This window comes from Sungkyunkwania multivorans (assembly GCF_042675645.1).
GTDB lineage: Bacteria > Bacteroidota > Bacteroidia > Flavobacteriales > Flavobacteriaceae > Sungkyunkwania > Sungkyunkwania multivorans.
In genome coordinates this window covers 189,324-213,400 of sequence record NZ_JBHTJH010000003.1, presented here as the reverse complement: position 1 = coordinate 213,400, position 24,077 = coordinate 189,324, and the positions used below count along the sequence as shown (strand labels likewise).

Below are 24,077 nucleotides of genomic sequence, written 5' to 3'. Positions count from 1 at the left end.
TTGATCAACATGAAGAACATTTTAGTATTGTGCACAGGAAATTCTTGCCGAAGCCAAATAGCACATGGCTACCTTAACCATTTTGCGCGCTCTAAAGCCAATGTTTATAGCGCTGGCATAGAGACCCATGGAGTAAATCCTAAAGCGATCGCGATCATGCAAGAAGATGGTATAGACATCTCTCAACACACTTCCAACCATGTTGATGAATATTTGGGGGTAGATTTTGACTATATCATTACAGTCTGCGACCACGCAAAGGAAAATTGTCCATACATTCCAAGTGAAAAGGCCGTTAGACTGCATCATGATTTTACAGACCCGTCGAAAGTATCTGGGAGTGATGAGAGAATTCACGATGCCTTTGAGAGTGCCAGAGATGAGATCAAAGCCTATTGCAAGAATTTTGTTAATGCCCATGTCGCAGCAAGTACGCCTACAAAATAGCAACTAGTGCATAGCAGCGGATAAAAGGTCGTGTATTTCACTTGCCTCTATCATGCTTATAATCTAGCGGTAGCATATTGGCCACACCTTGCAAGCCAAATTCTCCGCCAAACATAATGGCATTTGTGGGGGTGAAATTACCCAAGGTATCTATATAGAAGGATTCTTGCACCTTATGAAGCGACGATTGTTCGATCTGGTCATAGAGTACATTCAAGCGCTTTTCACTTAATGTGACCCGAGTAAATTCACCTTCCTTTTGAAGTTCAATGGCAGCATATGGGTCGATCTGGTAGGAGCCTTTAAAAATTTTGAAGTCATTTTCAAGGAGCTGTTTGGTAGCCATTGCACGGAAAAAATGCATGGTAGAGCCTAGATAGTTTGTCTTTCTGTTCGTACGTGTTTTTCGTTTGGTCTTGCTGTTCAACTCCTTAAAGAAGCTGGTGCCTGAGTAATACGATTGCTTCATAAAGAAAAATCCTGAAGGAGGTTTTTCAAAGATGGCCTCGAACGACAAAAGGTTAAATTGAACGGTGTATCCTAAATGGCTGTTTTTAACCACCAGAGGTTTCTCCGCATAGGCGGTCAGCTTTTTGGTTGTTGGATCATAGCGAAGCTTAATGTCATCTTCATTGGTAATGGAGCAATCCGCTGCGGCAAGGGTGCGTCCCAGAAAGGCACTTCTAAAATAGCGTAACTTCTTCGCTCTGGTCCAGGGGTCGGCCGTAAGAACCACCTCTCCGAGTTTAATATTGTTCGGCTTCAGTAAAATGTTCCGTTTCTTCCAATCGGATATATCGTCGAAAACCCGTTGAAAGTAACCGACATAACTGATGATCAATGGAGCTGCAATATCAGTCCTTTTTTCTATGTCGAAGTAACCCTCCGCATTGGTGATCGTTCCGATAGTAGTTCCATCATAGTAGACCGAGGCTCCTTCGAGGGGGACGTTGGTAGCACCGTCCAAGACCACACCTTCAAGATTTTGAGCATTGATGATTGAAGTAGATAGAAATAATAGCGTATACAAAAAACTAGCTTTCTCCATTTCCATTCATAAATTTACGCTCCAGCTCTGCCTGGAATTCTTCCATTACTGGCTTTACAGTACTTTCAGGAAGATCGGCGATCTTAATGTACATCAGTCCGTCAACAGCATTATTAAACAAAGGATCGACGTTAAAGGCAACTACTTTGGCGTTTTGTTTGATATATTTCTTGATCAAGACGGGAAGACGTAAGCTGCCAGGTTCAACTTCATCGATGAGTCGGTCAAATTTGTTAAGGTCGGCTTCGGTCTCGTCAAAGATGAAATCCTTATCGGCATCTTTCAACTTCACTTTGAAATCTTTCTTGGGATGCACATATTGCGCAACAAAGGGATCCCAATAATGAGATTTCATAAACTCGATCATCAGAGATTTGGAAAAGTTAGAGAACTGATTGCTGATACTTACTCCGCCAATCAAATATTTATGCTCAGGAAAACGCAGTGTGGTATGAACAATGCCTTTCCATAGTAAAAACAACGGCATGGGCTTCTGTTGATAGTCCGATACGATAAAAGCTCTCCCCATTTCGATGCTTTGACTCATCATTCTATGAAGTTCGGGTTCAAATCTGAAGAGGTCCTGTAGATAAAATCCATCGATACCATAGGTGGCAAAGATCTTTGAGCCAAGCCCCATTCGATAGGCGCCCGCAATACGCTTTTTATCGCTATCCCAAAGGAACATATGGTGATAGTAGCGATCAAATTGGTCGAGATCAATAGGTTGATTGGTACCCTCACCGACTTCTCTAAAGGTGATCTCTCTTAGTCGGCCGATTTCGCGCAGTACCTTTGGCATTTTACTGGCTTCGGCCAAGTAAACCTCGTAGTTCTTACTTTGTAGTAACCTAAAATCAGCCTTGCGCAAATCATCGATCTCCCTTTCCATCATCTCAGGGGAAACGGCTGTGACGATCTCTTTTGGGGCTTTGGGGATCTTTAAGGAGTTAGGCACTTTTTTTAAGATACTTTCTTTCTCAAAGGCGTTTGCCAACATATACGTTTTCTTCCGAAGGAAATCTGTAAAATTCTCTAGGGTTTCATGTTCCTGTTGGGCATCGACGCTGATCGGCTTTCCGATCCGTACCTTGATCACTCTATGTTTCTGTGTAAGCAATTCTGAAGGTAATTTCGCCGTGCGCAGTGTGTCACTGATTCTGGAAAGTCGATAGAATAGCCTGCTGTTCTTTGCATGAAAATAAATAGGTACGACAGGGACTTCGGCTTTCTTTACCAGTTTCATAGCGGCTTCTTCCCAGGGACGATCCACAATAAGCTTTCCATCTTTATAGGTCGAAACCTCCCCGGCTGGAAAAATTCCAAGCGGATGGCCGTTTTTTAGATGTCGCATACTTTGCATAAAACCTGCGATGCTGCTTTTGGCATCTTTGTGTTCTTCAAAAGGATTTACAGGCATCACATACGGTGCAAGCGGTTCTATCCTGTGTAACAGAAAGTTGGCGATGATCTTGTAGTCTGGACGCTGTTCCATCATCAGCTTCAAAAGCAAAATACCATCGATTCCGCCAAGTGGATGATTGGAAATAGTGATATATGCACCTTCTTTGGGAAGTCTTTTCAAGTCCTCTTCAGGAATGTCAAACTTTATCTGAAACTCATCCAAGATGGCATTCAAAAATTCTAGGTCGCTCAAATGCTTATTGCGATTGTAGATCTTGTTTGCGGTCTCAATTTTCAATACCTTCATTAGAAGCCAGCCGACAAAGGTTCCTAAAAACCCGTATTTGTCAACATTGATCGCCTTGGCGACTTCTTTAGAGGTTACTAATCCCATAGGTTATTGTTTAGGCTAACCACAAATATAGAAAAACAAATGGGTTGAAAGCGGGATTTGTTCTAAACCTCAAAGGCTTGCATCTTGTAAGACCACCCTATCCTATTATTTTACAACGAGTTGAACTGTTTCTTGAGTTCGTTGCTCTAAAAGCACCTGTCTTCCATTTTGCAGGGAGGAAATGGCCTTTTCATCAAAATGCCTGATGGTGTAAAGTGAAACACCCTCTATACAGTTTACCTTGAACTTGGATTTCAGGATACTGAGAAGGTCCTCCAATCGATTGAATTTGTTGTCTACACAGACCGAAAAACTGATGGCCGAGTTCTGTATAAGATCGACCTTCATACGATGATCGGCCAACAGTTTGAAAACGTCACTGATATTATCTTCAACGATAAATGAAAAATCCAAGGAAGATAGACGGATCAATACCTGATCCTTTTTTACGATAAAACAGGGAACCGTTGGCTGAATTCCAGTTCCTTTGCTTACAGCAGTACCGTTTTGTTTTGGGTGTAAAAAGGATTTTACGTATAGGGGGATCTCTTTACGCTGCAATGGTTGTAAAGTTTTTGGATGAATGACGGAGGCGCCATAAAAAGCGAGCTCAATAGCCTCGCGATAGGAAACTTGGTCGAGCAGTTGGGCATTTTCAAAGTAGCGAGGATCTGCATTGAGTACCCCAGGTACGTCTTTCCAGATCGTTACCGAATTAGCATTTAGACAATAGCCAAAGATGGCGGCTGTATAATCCGAACCTTCTCTTCCCAGCGTGGTAGTGAAATTGTTTTCATCACTTCCAAGAAATCCTTGGGTAATATTCAATGTTTGTTGATCAATGTTTTTGGTGATAAGCTCTTGCGTTTTATCCCAATGCACATTGGCGTCGCGGTAATTGCTGTCGGTCTTGATAAAATTGCGAACATCCAACCATTGGTTCTCAATGCCTATTTCATTGAGATACGCGCTAATAATGGTGGTGCTGATCAGTTCTCCATAACTGACTACTTGATCGTAAACAAAGTTATATTTCGGGGACTTGTTCCATGCCAAAAAGCCTTTGAGTTCTTCAAAGAGCGCCTTGACCTTCTTAAAGATGGGATGTTGTTTTGGGTCATCGCCATCGCTTGCAAATAGTTCCATCAGAATAGCGTGATGATAATCTATTCGCTCTTGGATCGAAGATTGCAAAGCGGCCTTGTCTTCGAAATAGTGCTTCACAACCAATTCCATCGCATTGGTGGTCTTTCCCATGGCCGATACAACAACTAGTGTGTTCTTATGCCCTACTTGTTGCAATACATTGGCAACATTTCTTACACCTTCAGCATCTTTTACCGAAGCTCCTCCAAACTTGAAAATTCTCATTTATAAATTGGCTATATAATTCTCTATTCCTTCTTCGTTCATTTGAACAGTGTCCCAATCGCGCAACACTTGGGCGCCATTATTCTCGTAAAATTTAATGGCCGGTTCGTTCCAATCCAAAACTACCCATTCTATCCTTCGGACACCCTGCTCGTGGCCGTACTTGATCACTTCGGCAAATAATGCACTTCCTATACCTGTACCACGCATGCGCTCTTTGACTATCAGGTCCTCAAGGTGTATGGTAGGCCCTTTCCAGGTAGAATATCTTGGATAGAGTAATGCCATACCCACAATTTCATCTTGATGCTCTGCAACGAAGCAATGAAAGTGTTTTTTAGTTCCAAAGCCATCTCGCTTCAGTTCATCAACGGTGATATCAACAGCATGTGGTTCGTTCTCAAAAGAAGCCAGTTCCTTGATCAATGATAAAACCGCAGGCATGTCATCTTTAGTGGCCGTTCTTATTGAATATTGCATGAGTTCAAATTAACAATACAAATGTAAACGCTAATTATATACAAATGATACAACGTTATAAATATAACAAAAAGTTATAAAAATTATATATTCATTTATATCGAAAACGTTGTAGTTAATCAAAAATATCGATATTTGTGATCTAAATTACAACCTGCTCTACAATGGCGAGAAAAAACCAGACCCTTGGTGAATTTATCATTGAAAATCAATCCGAATTCAAATACTCTTCAGGCGAACTCTCTAAACTGATCAATGCGATCCGGTTAGCAGCAAAGGTCGTCAATCACGAAGTGAATAAGGCAGGTTTGGTCGATATTTTGGGAGCGGTGGGCGACACCAATGTACAAGGCGAAGATCAGCAAAAGCTAGACGTGCTGGCCAACGAAAAGTTCATTCAAACCTTGAAAAATAGAGAGATCGTTTGTGGTATCGCCTCAGAGGAAGAGGACGATTTCATCGAGGTGAACAGTCATGACGAACAGCATCAGAACAAATATGTGGTCTTGATCGATCCTTTGGACGGTTCTTCCAATATCGATGTGAATGTATCCGTGGGGACGATCTTTTCTATTTATAGGAGAGTCACTCCTATCGGCAGCCCCGTGACCCTCGAAGATTTTCTTCAGCCAGGACGTAATCAGGTCGCGGCCGGGTACGTGATCTATGGCACATCGACCATGCTGGTGTATACTACTGGACATGGCGTCAACGGATTTACCCTAAATCCTGCCATTGGCACATTTTATCTTTCGCATCCCAATATGCAATTTCCTGAGACCGGTCAGATCTATTCTGTAAATGAGGGAAACTACTCCCACTTTCCGCAAGGTGTGAAAGACTATATCAAATATTGCCAAATGGAGGAAGAGGATCGTCCCTATACTTCGAGATACATAGGCTCTTTGGTGTCTGACTTTCATAGAAATATGATCAAAGGAGGTATTTACCTTTATCCAAAAAGTAGTAAGGCTTCAGAGGGAAAGTTACGCTTGCTGTATGAGTGTAATCCTATGGCGTACCTCGCTGAGCAGGCAGGAGGAAAAGCCAGCAATGGTTTTAAGGCCATCTTGGACATTCAACCTTCCGAATTACATCAGCGAGTACCTTTTTTCTGTGGGAGTCGAAAGATGGTAGAAAAGGCCGAAGAATTTATGAAGATCTATAGCTAAGCCTCATTTTTTAACATTTCTATTTTTCCTATATTTGTTAGTATATGAAATAACTAGACCAATCATGAGCAAACAAAAAGAGGGTGAGGCACAACCAAGCAATGCGACCATAGACCCTTCTTCTAAGATCGAGGCCATAAAGAACCTCATTTTTGGAGAGAATATCCAAGAATATAATACTGAGTTCGATAAGATAAAGCAAGATATTCAGGAAAAGAAAGAAGAGCTTAATGCCATCATCAACGATGTTAGAGCAGAGCTTTTCCAAAATATAGACAATCTAAGCACAGACCTTAATATTAGGATCACAGAATTGGAAAATTCCTTGCAAGAAAGAACCGACGAATTGCAGGACAAAAAGGTCGATCGTGCATTATTGGGAGACCTGCTCATAAAGCTCGGTGAAAATATTCGTAAATAAAAACCACCCTTTGCTCCTAAATACATGGATGAAACCGATAAGCTATCGATATTAAGGGACATACTTCTTACAGACGAAAAGGAGTATGCCGATAATATTAAAGAGCGTATCGCGGTTTTAGAGCAGACCATTAACGAGCGCTATAAACTTTCTGAGAAGGTCGATCCCATCGTTGAGGATCGGTTGAGGCAATTTACTAGAGAGATTCCCGATACATTGGGCCCAACGATCACCAAGGCCTTACAGACACAGATCGAAGAGTCCAAAGATCAGGTGGTGGAGGTGTTGTATCCCATCATGGGTAAGATGATAAAAAAATACATCGCCCAAGAAATGAAAATACTCTCCGAGCGCATCGGAAGGGAAGTAAACGCCAGTTTCAGCGCCAGAGGATGGAAAAGACGCTTCAAGGCATGGTTCAGTGGTGTTAAGGAAGAAGACCTGTTGCTATCTGAGATGGCTGCTCCTCCCGAGGTATTACAGGTAATGATCATAGAAAAGAATTCTGGGATCTTGATCGGTAACTATAGCAGGGCACAGACCATCGACCAAGATATGATGTCTGGTATGCTAACCGCGATCAAAAGTTTCGTTGAGGACGCCTTTCAACAAAGAGGACAGAACTTGGAGCTCATCCAATACGAGTTCTATAATATTCATATTCAAAGTTTTTTAAGCCATTATATCGCTATTGTCATTTCTGGAAATTACAACACTGCCTTCAAGGATAAACTTCAAAACGTTATATTTGATTTTTATGAAAATTTTATGGGGCTGATGATCCATCATGAAAATTTAGATCAACAGAGCATAGCAAAAGAACTATCATATTATTTCAAAAATGAAAATCTCTAAGAAAATCGTTTTGTTAGGGCACTTCGGTGTTGGCAAGTCCTCTTTGATAAGACGATTTGTAGAAGATACATTTACCGATAGCTACAAGGTGACCATCGGGGTACATATTCTTAAAAAGGAAGTAAAATTCATAGAGGACGGCAAAGACGTGAACCTCATCATTTGGGACCTGGAAGGGTACGATGATATAAAAAAGACCCGACAATCCTATTTGCTCGGCACTCACGGAATTATTTATGTTTTTGACATAACGAGACCAGCTACCTATAAAGACCTCAAAGAATCACTGGATTATCTTAAAGACAAGTTCTCAGATGTTCCGGTCAAGGTGGCTGCCAACAAATCTGATCTGGTCACTAAAAAATACATCAAAGCGCATATGGATAGTTATGGTGTTCGCCCCGATTATTTTACCAGTGCCAAGTCTGGTGACAAGGTCGAAGAACTTTTCGTACAACTGGCCAAAGAATTTTTAGATCGATGAACCTCACCGACTATAAAGGAAATTTTTTTCAAACACGTTCTCAATTCATTATTTTGAATAATGACGGAACGGTAAAAGAGTCGTTGGGAGCCCTTGTGAAGATAGGGGCGAATGAAACCATCACCAAGATTCACCCCTTTTTCGAAAGCATGATACAGCTTTTAAAGGCTGCACCAGATAATCATAGTTTTAAATGTATTCATCTTGGTAAAGAGGACGAATTCGTCTGTGACATTGACCTGAGCGTGAATAAGGAAGAGAGTCTACTGGTCATACACGATTTTACAGACCATTACAAGGAATACCAAAACGTAGCACAATCTAGAAATGAGTCTGTGATCACTTCCCAGATACTTGATCTTCAAAATCAATACCTAAAGGAAAAGGAAGAGTTCAAGAATAAATTCATCGCCAACTTCAGTCACGAGATCCGCAATCCACTAACAAGCGTGCTTACCTTTTGCCAGATGTTGGAAAAGACCGATCTCGATCTCGATCAGCAAGACTATGTGAACGTCATCCAATCTGCGACCGATGACCTAAGGAAGATATTGGAGGATATTTTAGACCTTTCAAAAATAGAAGCTGGAAAACTTTCACTGGAGATCGATGTTTTTGATATTCATGAAGAGCTAGAACTAATAAAATTTATCTATTCGGCCAAATGCAGGCAGCGGCAACTTGAATTCCATTGCAAGATCGATGAAAAGATTCCGAGGTATGTTGAAGGAGATAAGCATCGATTTAAGCAAGTTCTTGTCAATTTGCTAGAAAACGCAATGAAATTCACACATGAGGGAAGTATCACGCTGAAAGTACAACAGAATTTTGCTAGAGGGAATCGCACGCATTTGCATTTCGAGATCATCGATACTGGTGTGGGAATCCCTAAAGATAAATTGGAAGATGTTTTTGAAAGCTTCACTCAAGCCCATGACAGTAACAAATACAAAGGTACAGGTCTTGGATTGACCATCGTGAAGGAGCTATTGCATATGGTGCAAAGCGAAATAAAGGTAGAGAGCGAAGAAAACAAAGGAACGACCTTTAGCTTCAACCTAGTTCTAAAATTCCCATTTGATCAAGAACTGGAAAAGCCTAAAAGTGAAAGCAAAAAAGCTAAATACCGGAAACCTGCCAATAAGAAAAAGTTCAAAGTTTTGTTGGTAGAGGATATAGAGTTAACACAGATGATCGTATTGAAGATATTGGCAAAGACCGGCGCTTTTTATTTGGACATTCTAAGTCATGGCCAAGACGTCATCGAGACCTTAAAACATGAAGAGTACGATCTAATATTAATGGATATAAAGATTCCAGGCACACAGGGCGACGAGGTATCAAGACAAATAAGGGCCATGGGTTTTAACAATACACGAAACGTACCCATATTGGCCTTGACCGCTCATCATAAACCCGATGATCTTAAAGTGTATAAAAAATCTGGTATCGATGATGTAGTGAGAAAACCCTTTGATGAAGAATCCTTGCTCAATACCATGTATAAATATCTGCCAAAATAAAAGCCCAACTTTATATCGTTGGGCTTTCGTTGAAATATGGTATAAGAATATTATCTGTTCATATTCTTTATCTCTTCTTTAAAGGTGTCGAGATCGACGTCCTCTTCTACAAGATCAAGAGCCTTATTGATAACATATTTGGCATTAGCTGGGGTGAAACCAAGACCGATGGCCAATTTTTCTAATAAAACATCTTGCTTTTCACTTATTTGATTGTCCGCCCAGACCATTCTTGTATGATCGAATAGACGCTCTAAACGCCGGTCATAGGTGATTGGAGGGTTGATAGGATGAGACATATAACTCTCTAAAATTCGCTCATAATCATCTTCCGAGATATCCAAGTTAGTAGCCAAACGGTCTAAGAACGCCTTTTCTTCATCACTGATGATTCCATTACTCATTGCGATACGAACGATCGCTGCAAAATGGTCTTGATTTCTCTTACGAAATCCACTGTCAAATAAATCTGCAATTGTCATACAATCAATTTTAGCAGCGCAAATATAACCATTCCATAAACGATTTAAAATCAAAAATGAACTCTTTTTAAGGAGGTTATTTTTTCTTTTCGCCAGATGCATAGGGCTCCCACCTTTTGGGTTTTCTAATAAGCAAACATTCCGTAACTTAACACGAAAAGAAAAAGTTGTCCGATTCACTCCTACAATTCACAGATAAAGGAATTTTCTGTCCTCCAGCAAACATATACCTAGACCCGTGGCGACCAGTTGAAAAGGCGATCATCTCCCATGGTCATGCGGACCATTCTCGATGGGGCCATAAAAAGTATATCACCTATCAAGGCAATATCCCCATCATAAAGCATCGATTGGGAAAGATCAATACGTCCGCTGTGGACTATTCAGAATCATTTCATGTCAATAACGTTAAATTTAGCTTGCATCCGGCAGGACATATCCCAGGGAGCTCTCAGATCAGAGTAGAACATAAAGGCGAGGTGTGGGTGTTCACTGGAGATTACAAGATTCAAAATGATGGTATCTCCACGCCCTTTGAACTTGTAAAATGCAATACCCTGATCACCGAATGTACCTTTGGACTGCCAGCATTTAAATGGCAATCGCAAGCAGCTGTCTTTAAGGATATCAATGAATGGTGGACGGTAAACAAAGCCGAAGGGAAGACCTCAGTAATATTTGCATATTCGCTTGGAAAGGCACAACGTGTACTAGCGCACTTGGACACCTCTATCGGAAAGATATATACCCATGGTGCAGTTGAAAACATGACCGAGGTTCTTAGGCCACAACTTACGCTTCCAACGACCACCTTGATCACTAGAGAAACCGATAAGAAAGAGATCTTGGGAAATATTATTGTAGCACCTCCAAGCGCCCATGGCTCGGTATGGTTACGCAAATTTACCCCATTTGTCACGGCCACAGCAAGCGGGTGGATGGCCTTTAGAGGGGCTCGCAGAAGAAGAGCCATCGATAAGGGTTTTGTTCTTTCGGACCATGCAGATTGGCAAGGGCTTATAGACACAGTGAAGACCTCGGGATGTGAAAGGGTGATCGCCACACACGGCTATACAGATATTTTTTCCCGCTACCTTGGAGAATTAGGGTACGATGCCCGAACTGAGAACACCCAATATGAAGGAGAAAGCTTAGATAAAAACGAGGAATCAACGATCACATGAAGGTTTTTGCTGAACTCATAAGAAAATTAGATAGTACCAATAAGACCAACCTTAAAGTTGAGGCCTTGGCAGCATATTTCAAAAGTGCCGATGAGGAGGATAAACTCTGGGCAATCGCACTGTTGTCACACAGAAGACCAAAAAGACCAGTGAATACCACTTTGTTGAGAGAATGGGCCTCGGAGGCGGCTAACATTCCTTCGTGGCTTTTTGAGGAAAGCTATCATATTGTTGGCGATCTGGCAGAAACCATCGCTCTCGTTGTGCCAGGGACCAAGGAAGAGGTCGATAAGAGTCTTACAGCTTATATCGAAGAGATCAGTCAACTCAAAGATCGTTCAGAAGAAGAGAAGAAGGTGTATCTGCAAGAGAATTGGAAACGACTCAATTATTATGAACGGTTTGTATTTAACAAGGTCATCACCGGTGGCTTCAGAATTGGTGTGAGCCAAAAATTGATGACCAGAGCACTTTCTTATGCAACGGGTATCGACCAAGATATTTTAGCGTATCGGTTGATGGGTAATTGGACTCCTGCAACCACTTCCTTCGAACAATTGATCCTTGAGGAAAACGAAGCGGATTATCTAAGTAAACCATATCCTTTTTATCTAGCGTATGCTATAGAAGGAGAAATTACCGACTTGGGCGATGTTGAAGCCTGGAGTGCAGAACATAAATGGGACGGTATACGAGCGCAAGTGATCGTTAGAAATAATGAAGTATTTGTCTGGAGTAGAGGAGAAGAATTGGTAACGGATAAATATCCAGAGTTCCAGAATTTTCCTGAGGTCATTCCTAACGGGACCGTTCTAGACGGAGAGCTACTGCCATTTCCGGATAATGAAATAGGGACCTTTAATGATCTCCAGACCAGAATCGGACGTAAGACCGTGTCAAAGAAGCTACTCCAAAGAATCCCCGTGATACTTAAAGCCTATGACCTGCTGGAGTGGAAAGGCAATGATATCAGAGATCGCCCCTTTTCGAAACGAAGGGCATTATTAGAAACATTGTATAAGAGCACCACGCATCCAGCATTTTATCTTTCCGATACGATGCGCTTTGACTCTTGGGATGCGGTTGCTGAGGAAAGAGCTCGTTCGCGCGAAAAAAAGAGCGAAGGACTCATGTTAAAGCGAACAGATTCTCCTTACCTCGTTGGAAGAAAGAAAGGTGACTGGTGGAAATGGAAGGTGGACCCTTTGACCATCGATGCGGTGCTAACCTATGCGATGAGAGGTCATGGAAGACGTTCTAATCTATTTACAGATTATACTTTTGCACTTTGGAATGATGGAGAGTTGGTCACGTTCGCAAAGGCATACTCAGGTTTAACAGATGCCGAATTTAGAGAGGTGGACAAGTTTATCAAGGCCAATACTACCGATCGTTTTGGACCGGTGAGACAGGTAACGCCACAACTCGTATTTGAGATCGCTTTCGAGGGAATCGCACCATCAACTAGGCACAAGAGTGGAGTGGCTACACGTTTCCCACGAATTTTGAGATGGAGAAAGGATAAGAAGATCGAAGAGGCAAATACTTTAGAGGATTTGAAGAGTATGATAAAATAAGGTATAAGCTCCTTCCTTGGGCCAGGGAAAGGAACTAAGACAACTTTATTCCACCTTAATGAACAAGAAACAGTTATTCGACATAGCAACACAATGGTTCCAACAACAAGGCTGGAAACCGTTTCCTTTTCAAAAGCAGACCTGGGAAGCTTTTTTAAAAGGGTCTCATGGTTTGCTCAATGCGCCTACGGGAAGCGGAAAGACCTATGCGCTGTGGATAGCAATTGTATTGGATCACATCAAAAATAATCCCGATTACCGATCAAAAGATAAAAGTGGTCTCAAAGCCATATGGATCACACCATTACGGGCACTTTCGGTAGAGATCAGGCAAGCAGCTCAGCGCTTTGTAGATGATATTGGGCTGTCGTGGGAGGTAGGGATTCGTACAGGCGATACCTCACAGAAAGAACGCGCTGCACAAAAGCGGAAAATGCCCGATCTGTTGATTACCACACCCGAGAGTTTACACTTGCTCCTAGCATCAAAGAATTACCCTAGGACCTTTAAAGATTGCACAGCAATTGTCATCGACGAATGGCACGAACTTTTGGGCAGTAAACGAGGTGTGCAAACAGAGTTGGCCCTTTCCAGACTTAGAACGGTGGCGCCAAAGCTCCGTGTTTGGGGAATCTCTGCAACGATAGGAAATCTACAACAGGCTAGAGAGGTGCTGTTGGGACCAAGTTCGAGGGCGCTAGAAAATTCGGTGATGATCAAGGCCAATATCAAAAAGAAGATCCGCGTACGATCGATCATTCCAAAGGAGATGGAAACCTTTCCATGGCGCGGTCACTTGGGATTGCACTTGTTGGATGAAGTAATTCCCATAATAAAGAATAGTAGGACCACCTTGCTTTTTACGAATACCAGAGCGCAATGCGAGATATGGTTCCAGGCAATACTTGCAAAATATCCCGAATTTGCTGGCGAGATCGCGATGCATCATGGAAGCATCAATAAAGAAACCCGACTTTGGGTAGAGGAGGCGATCCGTAACGAAAGTCTGAAGGCGGTCGTATGCACATCTAGCTTGGATCTTGGGGTAGACTTCGCTCCAGTTGAGACCATTGTGCAGATTGGTGGCCCAAAAGGAGTGGCACGCTTTTTACAAAGAGCTGGGCGTAGTGGCCATCAACCTGGAAAGGATAGCGTTATCTATTTTTTACCAACGCATGCGATAGAATTGGTCGAGGCTTCTGCATTGCAGCGAGCGGTCAAGAAAAATACGGTAGAGGATCGTATTCCGTATCTGAACAGCTTTGATGTGCTGGTTCAATATTTGACCACACTTGCTGTTTCGGAAGGTTTTTATCCCAAAGAGATCTTTCCAGAGGTGAAAAGCACATTTTGTTATCAGGCGATTACCGAAGGTCAGTGGCGATGGATACTAAATCATATTACCATCGGCAGCCAAAGCCTTCAGAACTATGATGAGTACAAAAAAGTAGAAATTGAAGAGGATGGAAGATTCAAGGTAAATAGCCGAGGAGTTGCGATGCGACATCGTCTCTCTATCGGAACTATTGTCAGCGACGCCAACCTTTCAGTTAAATACATCACCGGAGGTTATATCGGTACCATAGAAGAGTGGTTCATCTCTAAGCTTACTCCAGGGGATGTCTTTACGTTCGCAGGAAGAAATTTAGAACTTATTCGAATAAAGAATATGGTGGTCCAAGTGCGTAACTCTAAGAAAAGAACAAACAAAGTTCCGAGTTGGATGGGAGGGAGAATGACGCTAACCTCGCAAATGAGTGAGTTATTAAGAGAGGAGTTGTATACGGGAAGGGAAGAATCTACTGATAGCAACAATCGGTCTCGAGAGCTAAAATCGATAGCGCATATCTTTGAGCGACAACGAATAGAAAGCATTGTTCCAAGCAACCGGCAGTTTTTGATCGAGACCTTTAAGACTCGCGAAGGTTTTCATGCGATATTCTATCCTTTTGAAGGACGTTTTGTACATGAAGCGCTCGCCAGTCTTCTTGCATACCGGATAAGTCTGTTATCGCCGATCACCTTTTCATTGGCATTTAACGATTATGGATTTGAATTACTGAGTGATCAGGAAATAGACATGCAACAGGTGCTGGACAATGATCTATTTACGGTAGATTATATGCATAGCGACCTACAACAAAGTTTGAATGCTACCGAAATGGCCAGAAGAAAGTTTAGAGACATCGCTGTCATCTCTGGACTGGTATTCACTGGATACCCTGAAAAGGGATTGAAAATAAAGCACCTTCAAAGCAGTTCGCAGCTGCTTTTCAATGTCTTTAAAGATTTTGAGCCCGACAACCTGCTTTATCAGCAAGCCTTTACCGAAACATTCGAACATCAGCTTGAAGAAGGCCGTCTGCAGCAGGCCTTGGAACGAATTGAAACGCAAGAGATCGTATGGAAGCAATGTAAGAAACCTACACCTTTAAGCTTTCCGATCATTACGGATAGGCTTAGAGAAAAATTATCATCAGAAAAATTAGAAGATCGTATAAGAAAGATGCGATTGCAATTGGAAAAACTTTAGCGCTTTATTTTTATGACCCAGACCCTAAAAATATCAAATCAAACGTTTATACTGCATCCAAGCGGTGCTGCATTCTGGGAAGCACAGGACATGCTGCTCGTTGCGGACGTGCACTTTGGGAAGGCTACGCACTTTAGGAAACATGGAGTGGCGATTCCAAATAATGTCATCAGCAGCAATTTTCAGCGGATAGACGATATCACCAAGTTATTTAAGCCGACGAGAATATGCTTTCTGGGAGATCTGTTTCACAGTTATATAAATAGCGAATGGTTGTTTTTTGAAGCGTGGGTAGACACATTGAAGGCAGAGGTGTATCTCATAACAGGAAATCATGATATAATTCCAGAACATAAATATGAAGCCTTAGGAATTCAAATCCTTGAAGAATGGATTATAGATGATTTCTTGTTGACACACCATCCGGAAACACATGATACCCTTTTCAATATTTGCGGCCATATACATCCCGGAGTAAAATTGAAAGGCAGCGGAAAACAAAGCATGCGATTGCCTTGTTTCTTCAAGACCAAAGATCAATTGATCTTTCCAGCATTTGGAGATTTCACGGGGAAGTATATCTTGGCTCCTAAAAAAGAAGATCAGGTTTTCGCCATCACTAAAAAAGAGGTGATTTGTTTTTCAGCCACACCTTCTTCGAGGTCTTGAGTGCGACGGCTTCTGATTTTTCTCTCACAATCGAGACTGTTCCATTCTTCTTGTACTGCCCTAGAAAATATGCGCTCCAAAGATAATATCAGCAAAAAAGAGGCCGAGCAATATGCTCGGCCTCTTTTTTGCAATTTCTCTATTCGTATCATCAGAATTGCTGTCCTTTTCCAATATTAGGGCGAAGAACATTATTGATGTCTGTCAATTGAACCTGTCCGTTCATGTCCAGATCTGCAGCGTCGTAACCCGCAGTTCCCAATAGAGGCCGCAATCCAGATACGTCAGTATTCTGTGCTTGGCCATTACCGTCATAGTCACCAGAGAACATGGCATATTTTCCAGTAGCAGTCAAAATTAAGGCATTGGCATTACCAACTACCGAGCTTGATGCTGAAGCCAAATCCACATCTGTAGAAGTCGCATATAAGAATTGGGTCGTTGCAGACATCACTGGGATATGGTTGCGATGGTTCACTACTACAAAATAATTATCTGCAGTCTGATCAAAGGTCACTGGCGAAACACCATCGGTATCCACTACATCACCATCACGCTGCACTAGGGCAGACTTTGCATCGATCAGCAAGCTGTTGTCTGAAGCGCTTCTTAGTTCAACCCATACCCAATCTACAATGGCATCGTTACCAGTTACGGCAAATACAGAGGCATTACAGGTAGCACCATCGGTATATGGTGTCGCTGTAGGTAAGATCGCTCTAAGGTCATCTGTCATCAAAGCATCTCCAGAGTTTTTAGTAGCTCCTTCCAAATAGATATCTACTGCAACAACGGCAGTTTCACAAGCGTCACCAATTCCGTTGGTGTTAGCATCCTCTTGGCCTGGGTTTGGAACGGTAGGACAGTTGTCAACACTGTCCAACACCCCGTCTCCATCGGTGTCAGCTTCTGCACATATTTCCACAGAGAAAAGTTCAATACTACCTCCATCTTGCCCAGCATCATCAGTCACTTCTAAGGTCCAAGTGCCATTTACAATTGCGCCTAGCTGTCCATAAAGAACCGAAAGGTCGCCCTCTGGAGCATAGGTGCCCGTGATGTCACCATTTCCACCGGGTAGGACATTGGTCGATTCGTTGTCGAAGGTGACATTGATATATCCGTCTCTATTTCCTCCATTGTCTGTAGAAAGTTCTACACGCGTACCATCTGCAGCAATTAGGAAAATATCCAAGTCGTCATTATAGGTATGTGGAATATTGATATTTACATTGACATCGGTCACTACAAAAGTAGAAGGAACCCCAGAAACTGCTGTATCACTCGTATAAGTGATTCCGCCAGTGGTACTAATAGTAATTGGCGTATCGGTGGCGGTGAAGATACCACAGTCGAATGCTGAGGTGGTAAAGCTTCTCACCGCAGAATAGCTTCCTTGGCCACACTGATTGGTAGCTCTTACTCTCCAATAATATTGAGTTCCTGCTGACAACGTAGTAGCCGTATATGATGTATTGGCGGTAGTAGTGTTCTCGATTACATTGGTAAATCCACTGTCTGTGGCGATTTGTACGTCATAGGTTTGAGCATTGGCATCTGCATTCCAAGTGAGGTTGGCATCAATAGCTTGGTCGATAGCACCATCGGCTGGCGCTGTCAAAGTCAATGCTCCAAAGGTAGTACTGAAAACATTAAGGTCCACCACCTGATCTTCGGTCTGGGATGTGGATGTACCTCTGATGGTGATTGCGTAGTTTCCTACGGCAACGCTTCCTGTGCCACTTAACGTAACAGTTACAGGGGTCCCATCCGCCGTAGCGGAGGTTGGACTAAAGCTTGCCGATGCACCCGAAGGAACATTTAAAGCAGAGAAGTTGGTCGTTTCGCTAAACCCTCCAACAGTATTGTATGTAAAGGTGTAGACAGCATCAGCGGGCTGACATACACTATCGTCTATATTATCATAGGTCCAACCAAAGGCAGAGATCTCATTGATTGCGAAATCACTGCTGTTAACAGCAAAGAAAATATTATCGCTTGGTTCAATCCAAATTCTTGCTTGTGTTGTATTAATATTTGGCATCACAACATCGTGCGATCCATCATTCGGAACATTCGATGCTAACGTATAAGTGAAGGTATTTCCTCCGTCTTCGGACATCAAGATATTCACATTTGCTGCATTCACAGCACCAGCGTTGGTGCCTGCAACATCCCAAGTAACGGTTTGCGTAGAGTTGCCATCGTAGGTAACACTGGAAGATTGTGAGGTCACGGCAAAAGGACCAGACGCACCATCCACTGTGACAGCCATGGTATCGTAGTCGTTTTGAGGTGTTAACCCAAGGGCCGTGCCATTGGCTTCCGAGCGGTCTCTTACAGTGAGAGCAAAATTCATGGTCCTAGTTACTGTTGCTACGGTCTCCCATGAGGTATTATCGATGGTTTCAACAGGGTTCGATTCTGTTAATTGACCCGCAAGCACTCTACTCATTAGTGGCATTATACGATTTGGATTGGTACTAGGGGGTCTAGACCGGAAGAGTCCCCCAGAGGTTCTTGTAGGGCCAAACTGGGTATTCGATTGTTGTCCACTGTCGATTTGCTCCCAAGTATAAGTTAAAGTGTCACCACTATTCGCATCCGTCGCGGCTCCTTTAAGGACAAAGGCAGTACCTTGTGGAATTATGTAGTCAGCACCGGCATTGGCAACGGGGGGATCATTTGAAATGGCGGATTCCAAGTCACAGGTTCTTGTTGCAATATGATTGGATACCTGTAATATACTGAAATAATGAAAGTATGGATCGCTGTGGTCCTGAACGTCATTGCCTCCAGTAATACCAGCGTAGCCCATAATAGTAGTACCGCTTCCAGGTTCTGCATTTACACCTGTTCCTTCGGTGTTAAAGGCCCAAGTATGGTTAGCACCAAATTGGTGTCCTAATTCATGAGGAACATAATCGATATCGAAGAAGTCGGCCATGTATGGGCCTCCATCATTATCATTGAAAGGGTGGGTAGAAAATCCACTTCCCTTTTGACCATTATTACAGACACAACCAATACAACCGGCATTTCCGTTACCTGGAGTCGTAGGACTAAGGCCTAAAAGATGTCCAACATCATATCCGCCACTTCCTAGAACCGAATCTAGTGCTCCCTGAAGTTCTCCATTATAGTTACTGTCATTTGAGTATGGGTCTGTTCCAGTATTGGTATAGATCAACTCAGTAGGGTTACCAGCAGGGCCTGTGACGAGTGTAAAGGTGACAGCAAAATCTATTTCGAACATTTCGGTGCTTCTTGCGACGGTGGCATTGATCTGCGCCAAGGCATCGGCGACTGCATCACCATTAGAGTTATCGCCATCATCCCAGAATTGGGTATATTCGGCAGTGACAGAAAGTCCTAACACAAACTCTCTGAGAACCTGATCATTCGCATCTCTAGACACTAGGCTCGTAACATCTTGTTCTTTGATAGGCAGTTCTTCTGTTTCGGTAAGACATTCAAATGCATAGCTGCCGCTATCTCCCCTCGCTGCGCGATTGTAGGCGAGGTAGCTGCCAGAGCCTCTTTCCACTGGCTGCATGAACACCATCGGTTTTCCTACATAAGAAGTCATAGTTTTTACCCCTTGAGGAGAAACGGTAAAACGAATACGCGCACCTTCATTATCCAAGCTAAAACCAAGATAGGATTTGATCTCTGGGAACATTTTGGAAAGCTCAACGTTCAAAATAGGTGCCTCCACCACTTTGAAACGCTCTAAATTTCCCTTGTCATCTGGAAAGACCATAATCTTTTCTCCACCCAATGCTGCTGCAACTTCTCTAAGTGGCGTTCCGGATAATTGTTGTTTGAAGGCTTCAAAGTCTAATTGGTACACTTCAAATTCTCCTTGATTTAATTTATCGAGGGAGACCGTGTTGTATTGTCTATTGGAAACATCGCGCGTCCAATAACTGTTTTGTGCAAAACCAGTCGAAAAGAATATGGCCAATGCAAAACATACGAAGTGGTGTAGTGATCTATTCATAGGTTAATCTTCTAAATTTTTCCAGGGAATTTCTGAATTTGCCAAATGTACTTTTTTTGGACAAAAACTGAAAATTATATAGAGATTTTGTTGTAAAATGGCATATCTTGTAGTTGTCCATCAATAAAAATTACGAAATCGTCAATTTTCTGTGGGAAACTATCGCATAAAAAAGCTAGGCGTATCAAGCCTAGCTATAGTTCAAAAGGTATTATTCTAGAAGTTTAGAACTGTTGTCCTTTACCAATGTTGGGTCTTAAGACATTGTTGATATCGGTAAGTTGTACTTGTCCATTCATATCAAGGTCAGCAGCATTGTATCCGGCGTTACCCAGTTGAGGTCTCATACCTGAGACATCGGTGTTCTGAGCCTGCCCGTTACCATCATAATCACCAGCGATCAAGGCGTATTTTCCAGTACTTGTAAGTGTAACGGCATTGGCGCCTCCAAGAACAGTCGTAGGACTGGTGGATAGATCGAGATCTTTTGGGCTAGTATCTAAAAAGATAGTATTCGTCGAAATGATAGGAATGTGATTTCGATGGTCAATGACCACAAAATAATCACCTGCCGTCTGGTTAAAGGTGATGGCTGAGATTCCATCCATATCAACTACGTCGCCATCTCGCTGTAATAAGGCAGACCTACCATCGATAAGTACACTATTGTCTGAAGCACTCCGAAGTTCTATCCAGACCCAATCGACAATGGCATCGTTGCCGCTCACGGCAAAGACCGTGGCGTTCGCCGTGGCTCCGTCAGAATAAGGAGAGGTGGTCGGTAGAATACTGCTAAGGTCGTTGGTCATAAGCGTATCCGTTGAGTTCTTCGAGGCTCCTTCCAGATAAATATTTGCAGCAATCACGGCCGTAGCACACGCATCACCAACACCGTCGGAATTTGCATCTTCTTGTCCTGGATTGGCAACGGTAGGACAATTGTCAAGACTATCTACGACTCCATCATTATCCGTATCTGCCTCGGCGCATATCTCTACCGAGAAGCTATTGATGCTTCCCCCGTCCTGGGCAGTGTCATCCGTGACTTCCAAAACCCAATTTCCATTGATGAAGTCGCTGCCATAAAGTACCGATAGATCCCCTTCCGGAGCGAAGGTTCCTGTAATATTTGTTTCATTTGTAGGTAAAATATTGGTCGATTCATTATCAAAGGTCACATTGGTATAATCATCTCCGCGTTCCCCATTATCGGTAGAAAGTTCTACTCTTGTGCCATTGGGATCTATGAGAAATATGTCCAAGTCGTCATTCCATGTATGAGAAATGTCAATGGTAACATTCACATCGATTATTCTAAAATTTGTAGGGACATCTGATACAATGGCTACACTGGTATAGGTCTGGTTCCCAACAGTTGTAATATTTATGGGTGTGTCAATGGCGGCAAAGTCACCACAGCCAAACACCACCGTAGTGAAACTCCTTGGTGTAGAAAAGGCTCCTTGATCACAAGGATTGGTGGCTCTTACGCGCCAGAAGTACTGTGTGTCGGTTAATAATGAAGATGCCGTATAGTTGGTGCCAACGGTAGAATTACTTTCTACAATAGTGCTGAAGCTATTGTCTGTAGCGATTTCTATATCATATCCCGTAGCTAGAGGGTCCATATCCCATAAAAGAGTAGCGCTTGTCTCTATATCTATGGCCCCATCAGCTGGCGAGCTGAGGTTTAAGATGTCAAAATTAGAATTGAGAACAGCAAGACTCAATTCTTGTGTTTTTGTTAGCGAGGGTGCTTGTGCTTGTACCGTTATTGGATATGATCCTGAAGCGGCTGCCGCCGTATTGCTTACGGTCATTGTCACTGTGGTATTATTCAAAGAAGCCGAGGGAGGGCTGAAACTCACATTTGCACCCGTTGGGATACCTGTGGCAGAAAAAACGGTGGTGTCGCTAAAGCCATTCACTGTGTTATAGGTAAAGGTATATGTTGCATCCTGTGGTTGACAGATAATATCCTCGGTATTGGAAAAGATCAGTTCGAAAGCTGCAACCTGATTGATCGTAAAATCACTGTTGTTTACGGCAAAGAAAATGTTTCCGGCGCCTTCCACCCAAATTCTTGCTTCGGTGGTGTTGATGTTGGGTATCACCACATCATGAGACCCATCGTTAGATACATCAGAGGCTAGTATGTACGGAAACGTATTTCCACCGTCATCGGACATTAAGATATTCACGCCAGTTGCATTGACCACCCCGGCGTTGGTGCCTGCAACATCCCAAGTGATCGTTTGGACCGAATCGCCATCGTATACGACGTTCGATGTTTGGGAAGTGACCGCAAAGGGTCCTGAATTTTCATCGACAGTGACCGTCATCTGGTCGACGGCAGTTTGTCCTCCACGAGGATCATTATCTCTAACTGTTAGTCTAAAGTTGAGATCTCTGGAGACAGCTGCTAGTTTTTCCCATGTTGTTGAAATACCTCCGTTCGAGATAATGTCTGGTAGTCTCGGGATGTATCTTACAGGGTCTGAAGTGCCTTCAAACGTACGTACCAAAGGTCCGGCCGAAGTCGTCTCAGTGGGTACGCCCGAAGGCCCCAGATCATATTGCTCCCAAGTGTAGGTATGTGATCCGGTGCCATCCATATCTGTTGAGGACCCGGTTAATTTGTAAGGGGTCAACGCAGGGATCGTAAAAGAGGGACCTGCCTCGGAGGTTGGTGCGATATTTCCAGTAACCGTCTGATCGCCACAAGTACTATTGCCAGTAGAGACATTGTCCCAAATGACCTGAAGACTTTTCTGATGAAAATAGGCATCACTGTTAGACTGCACATTCTGCGAGCCACATATACCTGCATAGGCCATGATCGTAGTACCACTGCCCGGTTCATAAGCATTAGAAGCCGTTCTATTGCCGCCAGCACAATTGGCTTCGTTTCCATTAAAGGTGTGAGGAGCGCCATATTGATGCCCCATTTCATGTGCTACAAAATCAACATCGAAAACGTCGCCAACAGGAAATGAGAGTCCAGTGATACCTCTTGCCTTTGAGCCAGCAACACAAGGAGAATTTAGCGTAGCTAAGCCGCCACCTCCCGTGCTGAACGTATGACCAATATCGTAATTGGCATTTCCTATTATATTATCTATCACTGTTTGACTCTGACCAATAAGAACGTTGGCATCGTTGTTATTAAAATTATCAGAGTCGATAAAGATAATATCCTCATTATTGGCGATAATACTCATCGTGATCGACAGATCTCTTTCATAGATACCATTTACTCTCGTCATGGTTACGTTCATGGCAGCCAACACGGCTGCTTTCTTCTGTGCCAGCGTACCACTCTGTAGGTTTGCAGCATTCACATGAAAGGCAGAGTATTCAATAGTACTGGCAATGGCGAGTCTGAAATCGCGGAGCCGACCATCGTCTGCATTGCGTTGCATTTTATTGGCCGCGCTTTTTTCTGAAGCAATGATCGGGTCTATCACATGGCATATGAATTCTTCATCAAACTGAGGAAGATCCTTTTTTGCATAGACGATATAGTGATTCGTAGTTGCTGATTTTGAATAGGGGTCGATGTACTCCGCGCTGGTTCCAGGTAATAGTTTCATTAAATGTAAACCCTGAGGAGTTAAACTGAATCGAATTAATGTTGACCGGTCTGTAATGCTTTGACCTACGTAGGACCGTATTTCTGGATGCTTTTCTTGGAGGGCAGTTTCCATGATCGAAGCCTCCATCACCTCATATTTTTCTAACGATCCTGCTACATTTGGAAAGTCAACCAAAATACCAGAAAGTACTGTTTTATAGGATCGCTTGGGCGCTCTTTGCAGTATTTGTTTTAATCTAACGACATCTAATTCGTAGTAGATGGCTTTATTGGGCAGGGTTTTCCTAAGCGATAAGTTCCCTTTCGTGGCCATCTCATAGCTAGATTTTTTCCATAAAGATGATCCGTTTTGCGCAACGCTAACTGAAGAGAAAAGGGTGAACATCAAAAATGATAAGAAGATGCTACTGTAGAATGGTTTCATGATGATTCGGT

The 24,077-nt window shown here is 42.8% G+C and carries 17 protein-coding genes; 10 read left to right on the top strand and 7 right to left on the bottom strand.

The window, feature by feature from the left end; translation table 11 throughout:
• The first annotated feature begins 9 nt into the window (after nucleotides 1-9).
• Nucleotides 10-447 carry an arsenate reductase ArsC gene (locus ACFQ1M_RS02800; RefSeq protein WP_386403552.1) on the top strand — a complete coding sequence of 146 codons (438 nt, stop codon included), beginning with the start codon at nucleotides 10-12 and terminating at the stop codon, nucleotides 445-447.
• Between the two features lie 37 nt (nucleotides 448-484).
• On the opposite strand, the gene ACFQ1M_RS02795 is transcribed toward ACFQ1M_RS02800, so the two are convergent.
• The 4 genes from ACFQ1M_RS02795 to ACFQ1M_RS02780 all read right to left on the bottom strand — a co-directional run bounded on the left by ACFQ1M_RS02795 (nucleotide 485) and on the right by ACFQ1M_RS02780 (nucleotide 5,144).
• The gene (locus ACFQ1M_RS02795; RefSeq protein WP_386403550.1) at nucleotides 485-1,495 is read right to left on the bottom strand and encodes a carboxypeptidase-like regulatory domain-containing protein; all 1,011 of its coding nucleotides are present in this window, start codon (nucleotides 1,493-1,495) and stop codon (nucleotides 485-487) included.
• Complete coding sequence (locus tag ACFQ1M_RS02790) at nucleotides 1,482-3,293, bottom strand: GNAT family N-acyltransferase (protein ID WP_386403547.1); 1,812 nt, start codon at nucleotides 3,291-3,293, stop codon at nucleotides 1,482-1,484. Before ACFQ1M_RS02790 ends, ACFQ1M_RS02795 begins: the two co-directional genes overlap by 14 nt.
• Before the next feature lie 105 nt (nucleotides 3,294-3,398).
• Entirely contained in the window at nucleotides 3,399-4,664 is a 1,266-nt protein-coding gene (locus tag ACFQ1M_RS02785; protein WP_386403544.1) for an aspartate kinase, read from the bottom strand.
• Nucleotides 4,665-5,144: a GNAT family N-acetyltransferase gene (locus tag ACFQ1M_RS02780; protein WP_386403541.1), complete on the bottom strand. Its 480-nt coding sequence runs from the start codon at nucleotides 5,142-5,144 to the stop codon at nucleotides 4,665-4,667.
• 164 nt (nucleotides 5,145-5,308) lie between these two features.
• Between ACFQ1M_RS02780 and fbp the strand changes: the two genes are divergently transcribed.
• The 5 genes from fbp to ACFQ1M_RS02755 all read left to right on the top strand — a co-directional run bounded on the left by fbp (nucleotide 5,309) and on the right by ACFQ1M_RS02755 (nucleotide 9,599).
• Entirely contained in the window at nucleotides 5,309-6,316 is a 1,008-nt protein-coding gene (gene fbp, locus ACFQ1M_RS02775) for a class 1 fructose-bisphosphatase (protein WP_386403534.1), read from the top strand.
• Nucleotides 6,317-6,380: 64 nt separating this feature from the next.
• Nucleotides 6,381-6,737 (top strand): fructose 1,6-bisphosphatase, encoded by a 357-nt coding sequence (locus ACFQ1M_RS02770; protein ID WP_386403532.1) that lies wholly within the window; start codon nucleotides 6,381-6,383, stop codon nucleotides 6,735-6,737.
• A 24-nt stretch (nucleotides 6,738-6,761) separates the two neighbouring features.
• Nucleotides 6,762-7,592, top strand: a complete 831-nt coding sequence (locus ACFQ1M_RS02765; RefSeq protein WP_386403529.1) for a cell envelope biogenesis protein OmpA — start codon at nucleotides 6,762-6,764, stop codon at nucleotides 7,590-7,592.
• The gene (locus ACFQ1M_RS02760) at nucleotides 7,579-8,076 is read left to right on the top strand and encodes a Rab family GTPase (protein WP_386403526.1); all 498 of its coding nucleotides are present in this window, start codon (nucleotides 7,579-7,581) and stop codon (nucleotides 8,074-8,076) included. The genes ACFQ1M_RS02765 and ACFQ1M_RS02760 overlap by 14 nt, the downstream gene beginning before the upstream one ends.
• Entirely contained in the window at nucleotides 8,073-9,599 is a 1,527-nt protein-coding gene (locus ACFQ1M_RS02755) for a hybrid sensor histidine kinase/response regulator (protein ID WP_386403523.1), read from the top strand. The genes ACFQ1M_RS02760 and ACFQ1M_RS02755 overlap by 4 nt, the downstream gene beginning before the upstream one ends.
• A 50-nt stretch (nucleotides 9,600-9,649) precedes the next feature.
• Here ACFQ1M_RS02755 and ACFQ1M_RS02750 read toward each other — a convergent pair whose 3' ends face one another.
• Nucleotides 9,650-10,081 (bottom strand): TerB family tellurite resistance protein, encoded by a 432-nt coding sequence (locus ACFQ1M_RS02750; protein WP_386403520.1) that lies wholly within the window; start codon nucleotides 10,079-10,081, stop codon nucleotides 9,650-9,652.
• 167 nt (nucleotides 10,082-10,248) lie between these two features.
• Between ACFQ1M_RS02750 and ACFQ1M_RS02745 the strand changes: the two genes are divergently transcribed.
• The 4 genes from ACFQ1M_RS02745 to pdeM are packed head-to-tail and all read left to right on the top strand — an operon-like array spanning nucleotide 10,249 to nucleotide 16,044.
• The gene (locus ACFQ1M_RS02745) at nucleotides 10,249-11,265 is read left to right on the top strand and encodes a ligase-associated DNA damage response exonuclease (protein WP_386403517.1); all 1,017 of its coding nucleotides are present in this window, start codon (nucleotides 10,249-10,251) and stop codon (nucleotides 11,263-11,265) included.
• Nucleotides 11,262-12,842: an ATP-dependent DNA ligase gene (locus ACFQ1M_RS02740; protein WP_386403514.1), complete on the top strand. Its 1,581-nt coding sequence runs from the start codon at nucleotides 11,262-11,264 to the stop codon at nucleotides 12,840-12,842. Before ACFQ1M_RS02745 ends, ACFQ1M_RS02740 begins: the two co-directional genes overlap by 4 nt.
• Before the next feature lie 58 nt (nucleotides 12,843-12,900).
• Complete coding sequence (locus ACFQ1M_RS02735; protein WP_386403511.1) at nucleotides 12,901-15,375, top strand: ligase-associated DNA damage response DEXH box helicase; 2,475 nt, start codon at nucleotides 12,901-12,903, stop codon at nucleotides 15,373-15,375.
• Nucleotides 15,376-15,387: 12 nt separating this feature from the next.
• Nucleotides 15,388-16,044 (top strand): ligase-associated DNA damage response endonuclease PdeM, encoded by a 657-nt coding sequence (gene pdeM / locus ACFQ1M_RS02730; protein WP_386403508.1) that lies wholly within the window; start codon nucleotides 15,388-15,390, stop codon nucleotides 16,042-16,044.
• Between the two features lie 151 nt (nucleotides 16,045-16,195).
• On the opposite strand, the gene ACFQ1M_RS02725 is transcribed toward pdeM, so the two are convergent.
• Entirely contained in the window at nucleotides 16,196-20,047 is a 3,852-nt protein-coding gene (locus ACFQ1M_RS02725) for a reprolysin-like metallopeptidase (protein ID WP_386403505.1), read from the bottom strand.
• A gap of 224 nt (nucleotides 20,048-20,271) precedes the next feature.
• Nucleotides 20,272-24,066, bottom strand: coding sequence for a reprolysin-like metallopeptidase (locus ACFQ1M_RS02720; RefSeq protein ID WP_386403502.1), 3,795 nt, complete (start codon nucleotides 24,064-24,066; stop codon nucleotides 20,272-20,274).
• Between the last annotated feature and the right edge of the window lie 11 nt (nucleotides 24,067-24,077).

Excerpts from the sequence above, each read along its gene's own strand:
- ACFQ1M_RS02800 (WP_386403552.1), top strand. The coding sequence starts at position 10 with ATGAAGAACATTTTAGTATTGTGCACAGGAAATTCTTGCCGAAGCCAA.
- ACFQ1M_RS02755 (WP_386403523.1), top strand. The coding sequence starts at position 8,073 with ATGAACCTCACCGACTATAAAGGAAATTTTTTTCAAACACGTTCTCAA.
- ACFQ1M_RS02725 (WP_386403505.1), bottom strand. The coding sequence starts at position 20,047 with ATGAATAGATCACTACACCACTTCGTATGTTTTGCATTGGCCATATTC.
- pdeM (WP_386403508.1), top strand. The coding sequence starts at position 15,388 with ATGACCCAGACCCTAAAAATATCAAATCAAACGTTTATACTGCATCCA.
- ACFQ1M_RS02790 (WP_386403547.1), bottom strand. The coding sequence starts at position 3,293 with ATGGGATTAGTAACCTCTAAAGAAGTCGCCAAGGCGATCAATGTTGAC.
- ACFQ1M_RS02750 (WP_386403520.1), bottom strand. The coding sequence starts at position 10,081 with ATGACAATTGCAGATTTATTTGACAGTGGATTTCGTAAGAGAAATCAA.
- ACFQ1M_RS02735 (WP_386403511.1), top strand. The coding sequence starts at position 12,901 with ATGAACAAGAAACAGTTATTCGACATAGCAACACAATGGTTCCAACAA.
- ACFQ1M_RS02770 (WP_386403532.1), top strand. The coding sequence starts at position 6,381 with ATGAGCAAACAAAAAGAGGGTGAGGCACAACCAAGCAATGCGACCATA.
- fbp (WP_386403534.1), top strand. The coding sequence starts at position 5,309 with ATGGCGAGAAAAAACCAGACCCTTGGTGAATTTATCATTGAAAATCAA.
- ACFQ1M_RS02765 (WP_386403529.1), top strand. The coding sequence starts at position 6,762 with ATGGATGAAACCGATAAGCTATCGATATTAAGGGACATACTTCTTACA.
- ACFQ1M_RS02740 (WP_386403514.1), top strand. The coding sequence starts at position 11,262 with ATGAAGGTTTTTGCTGAACTCATAAGAAAATTAGATAGTACCAATAAG.
- ACFQ1M_RS02785 (WP_386403544.1), bottom strand. The coding sequence starts at position 4,664 with ATGAGAATTTTCAAGTTTGGAGGAGCTTCGGTAAAAGATGCTGAAGGT.
- ACFQ1M_RS02795 (WP_386403550.1), bottom strand. The coding sequence starts at position 1,495 with ATGGAGAAAGCTAGTTTTTTGTATACGCTATTATTTCTATCTACTTCA.
- ACFQ1M_RS02780 (WP_386403541.1), bottom strand. The coding sequence starts at position 5,144 with ATGCAATATTCAATAAGAACGGCCACTAAAGATGACATGCCTGCGGTT.
- ACFQ1M_RS02720 (WP_386403502.1), bottom strand. The coding sequence starts at position 24,066 with ATGAAACCATTCTACAGTAGCATCTTCTTATCATTTTTGATGTTCACC.
- ACFQ1M_RS02760 (WP_386403526.1), top strand. The coding sequence starts at position 7,579 with ATGAAAATCTCTAAGAAAATCGTTTTGTTAGGGCACTTCGGTGTTGGC.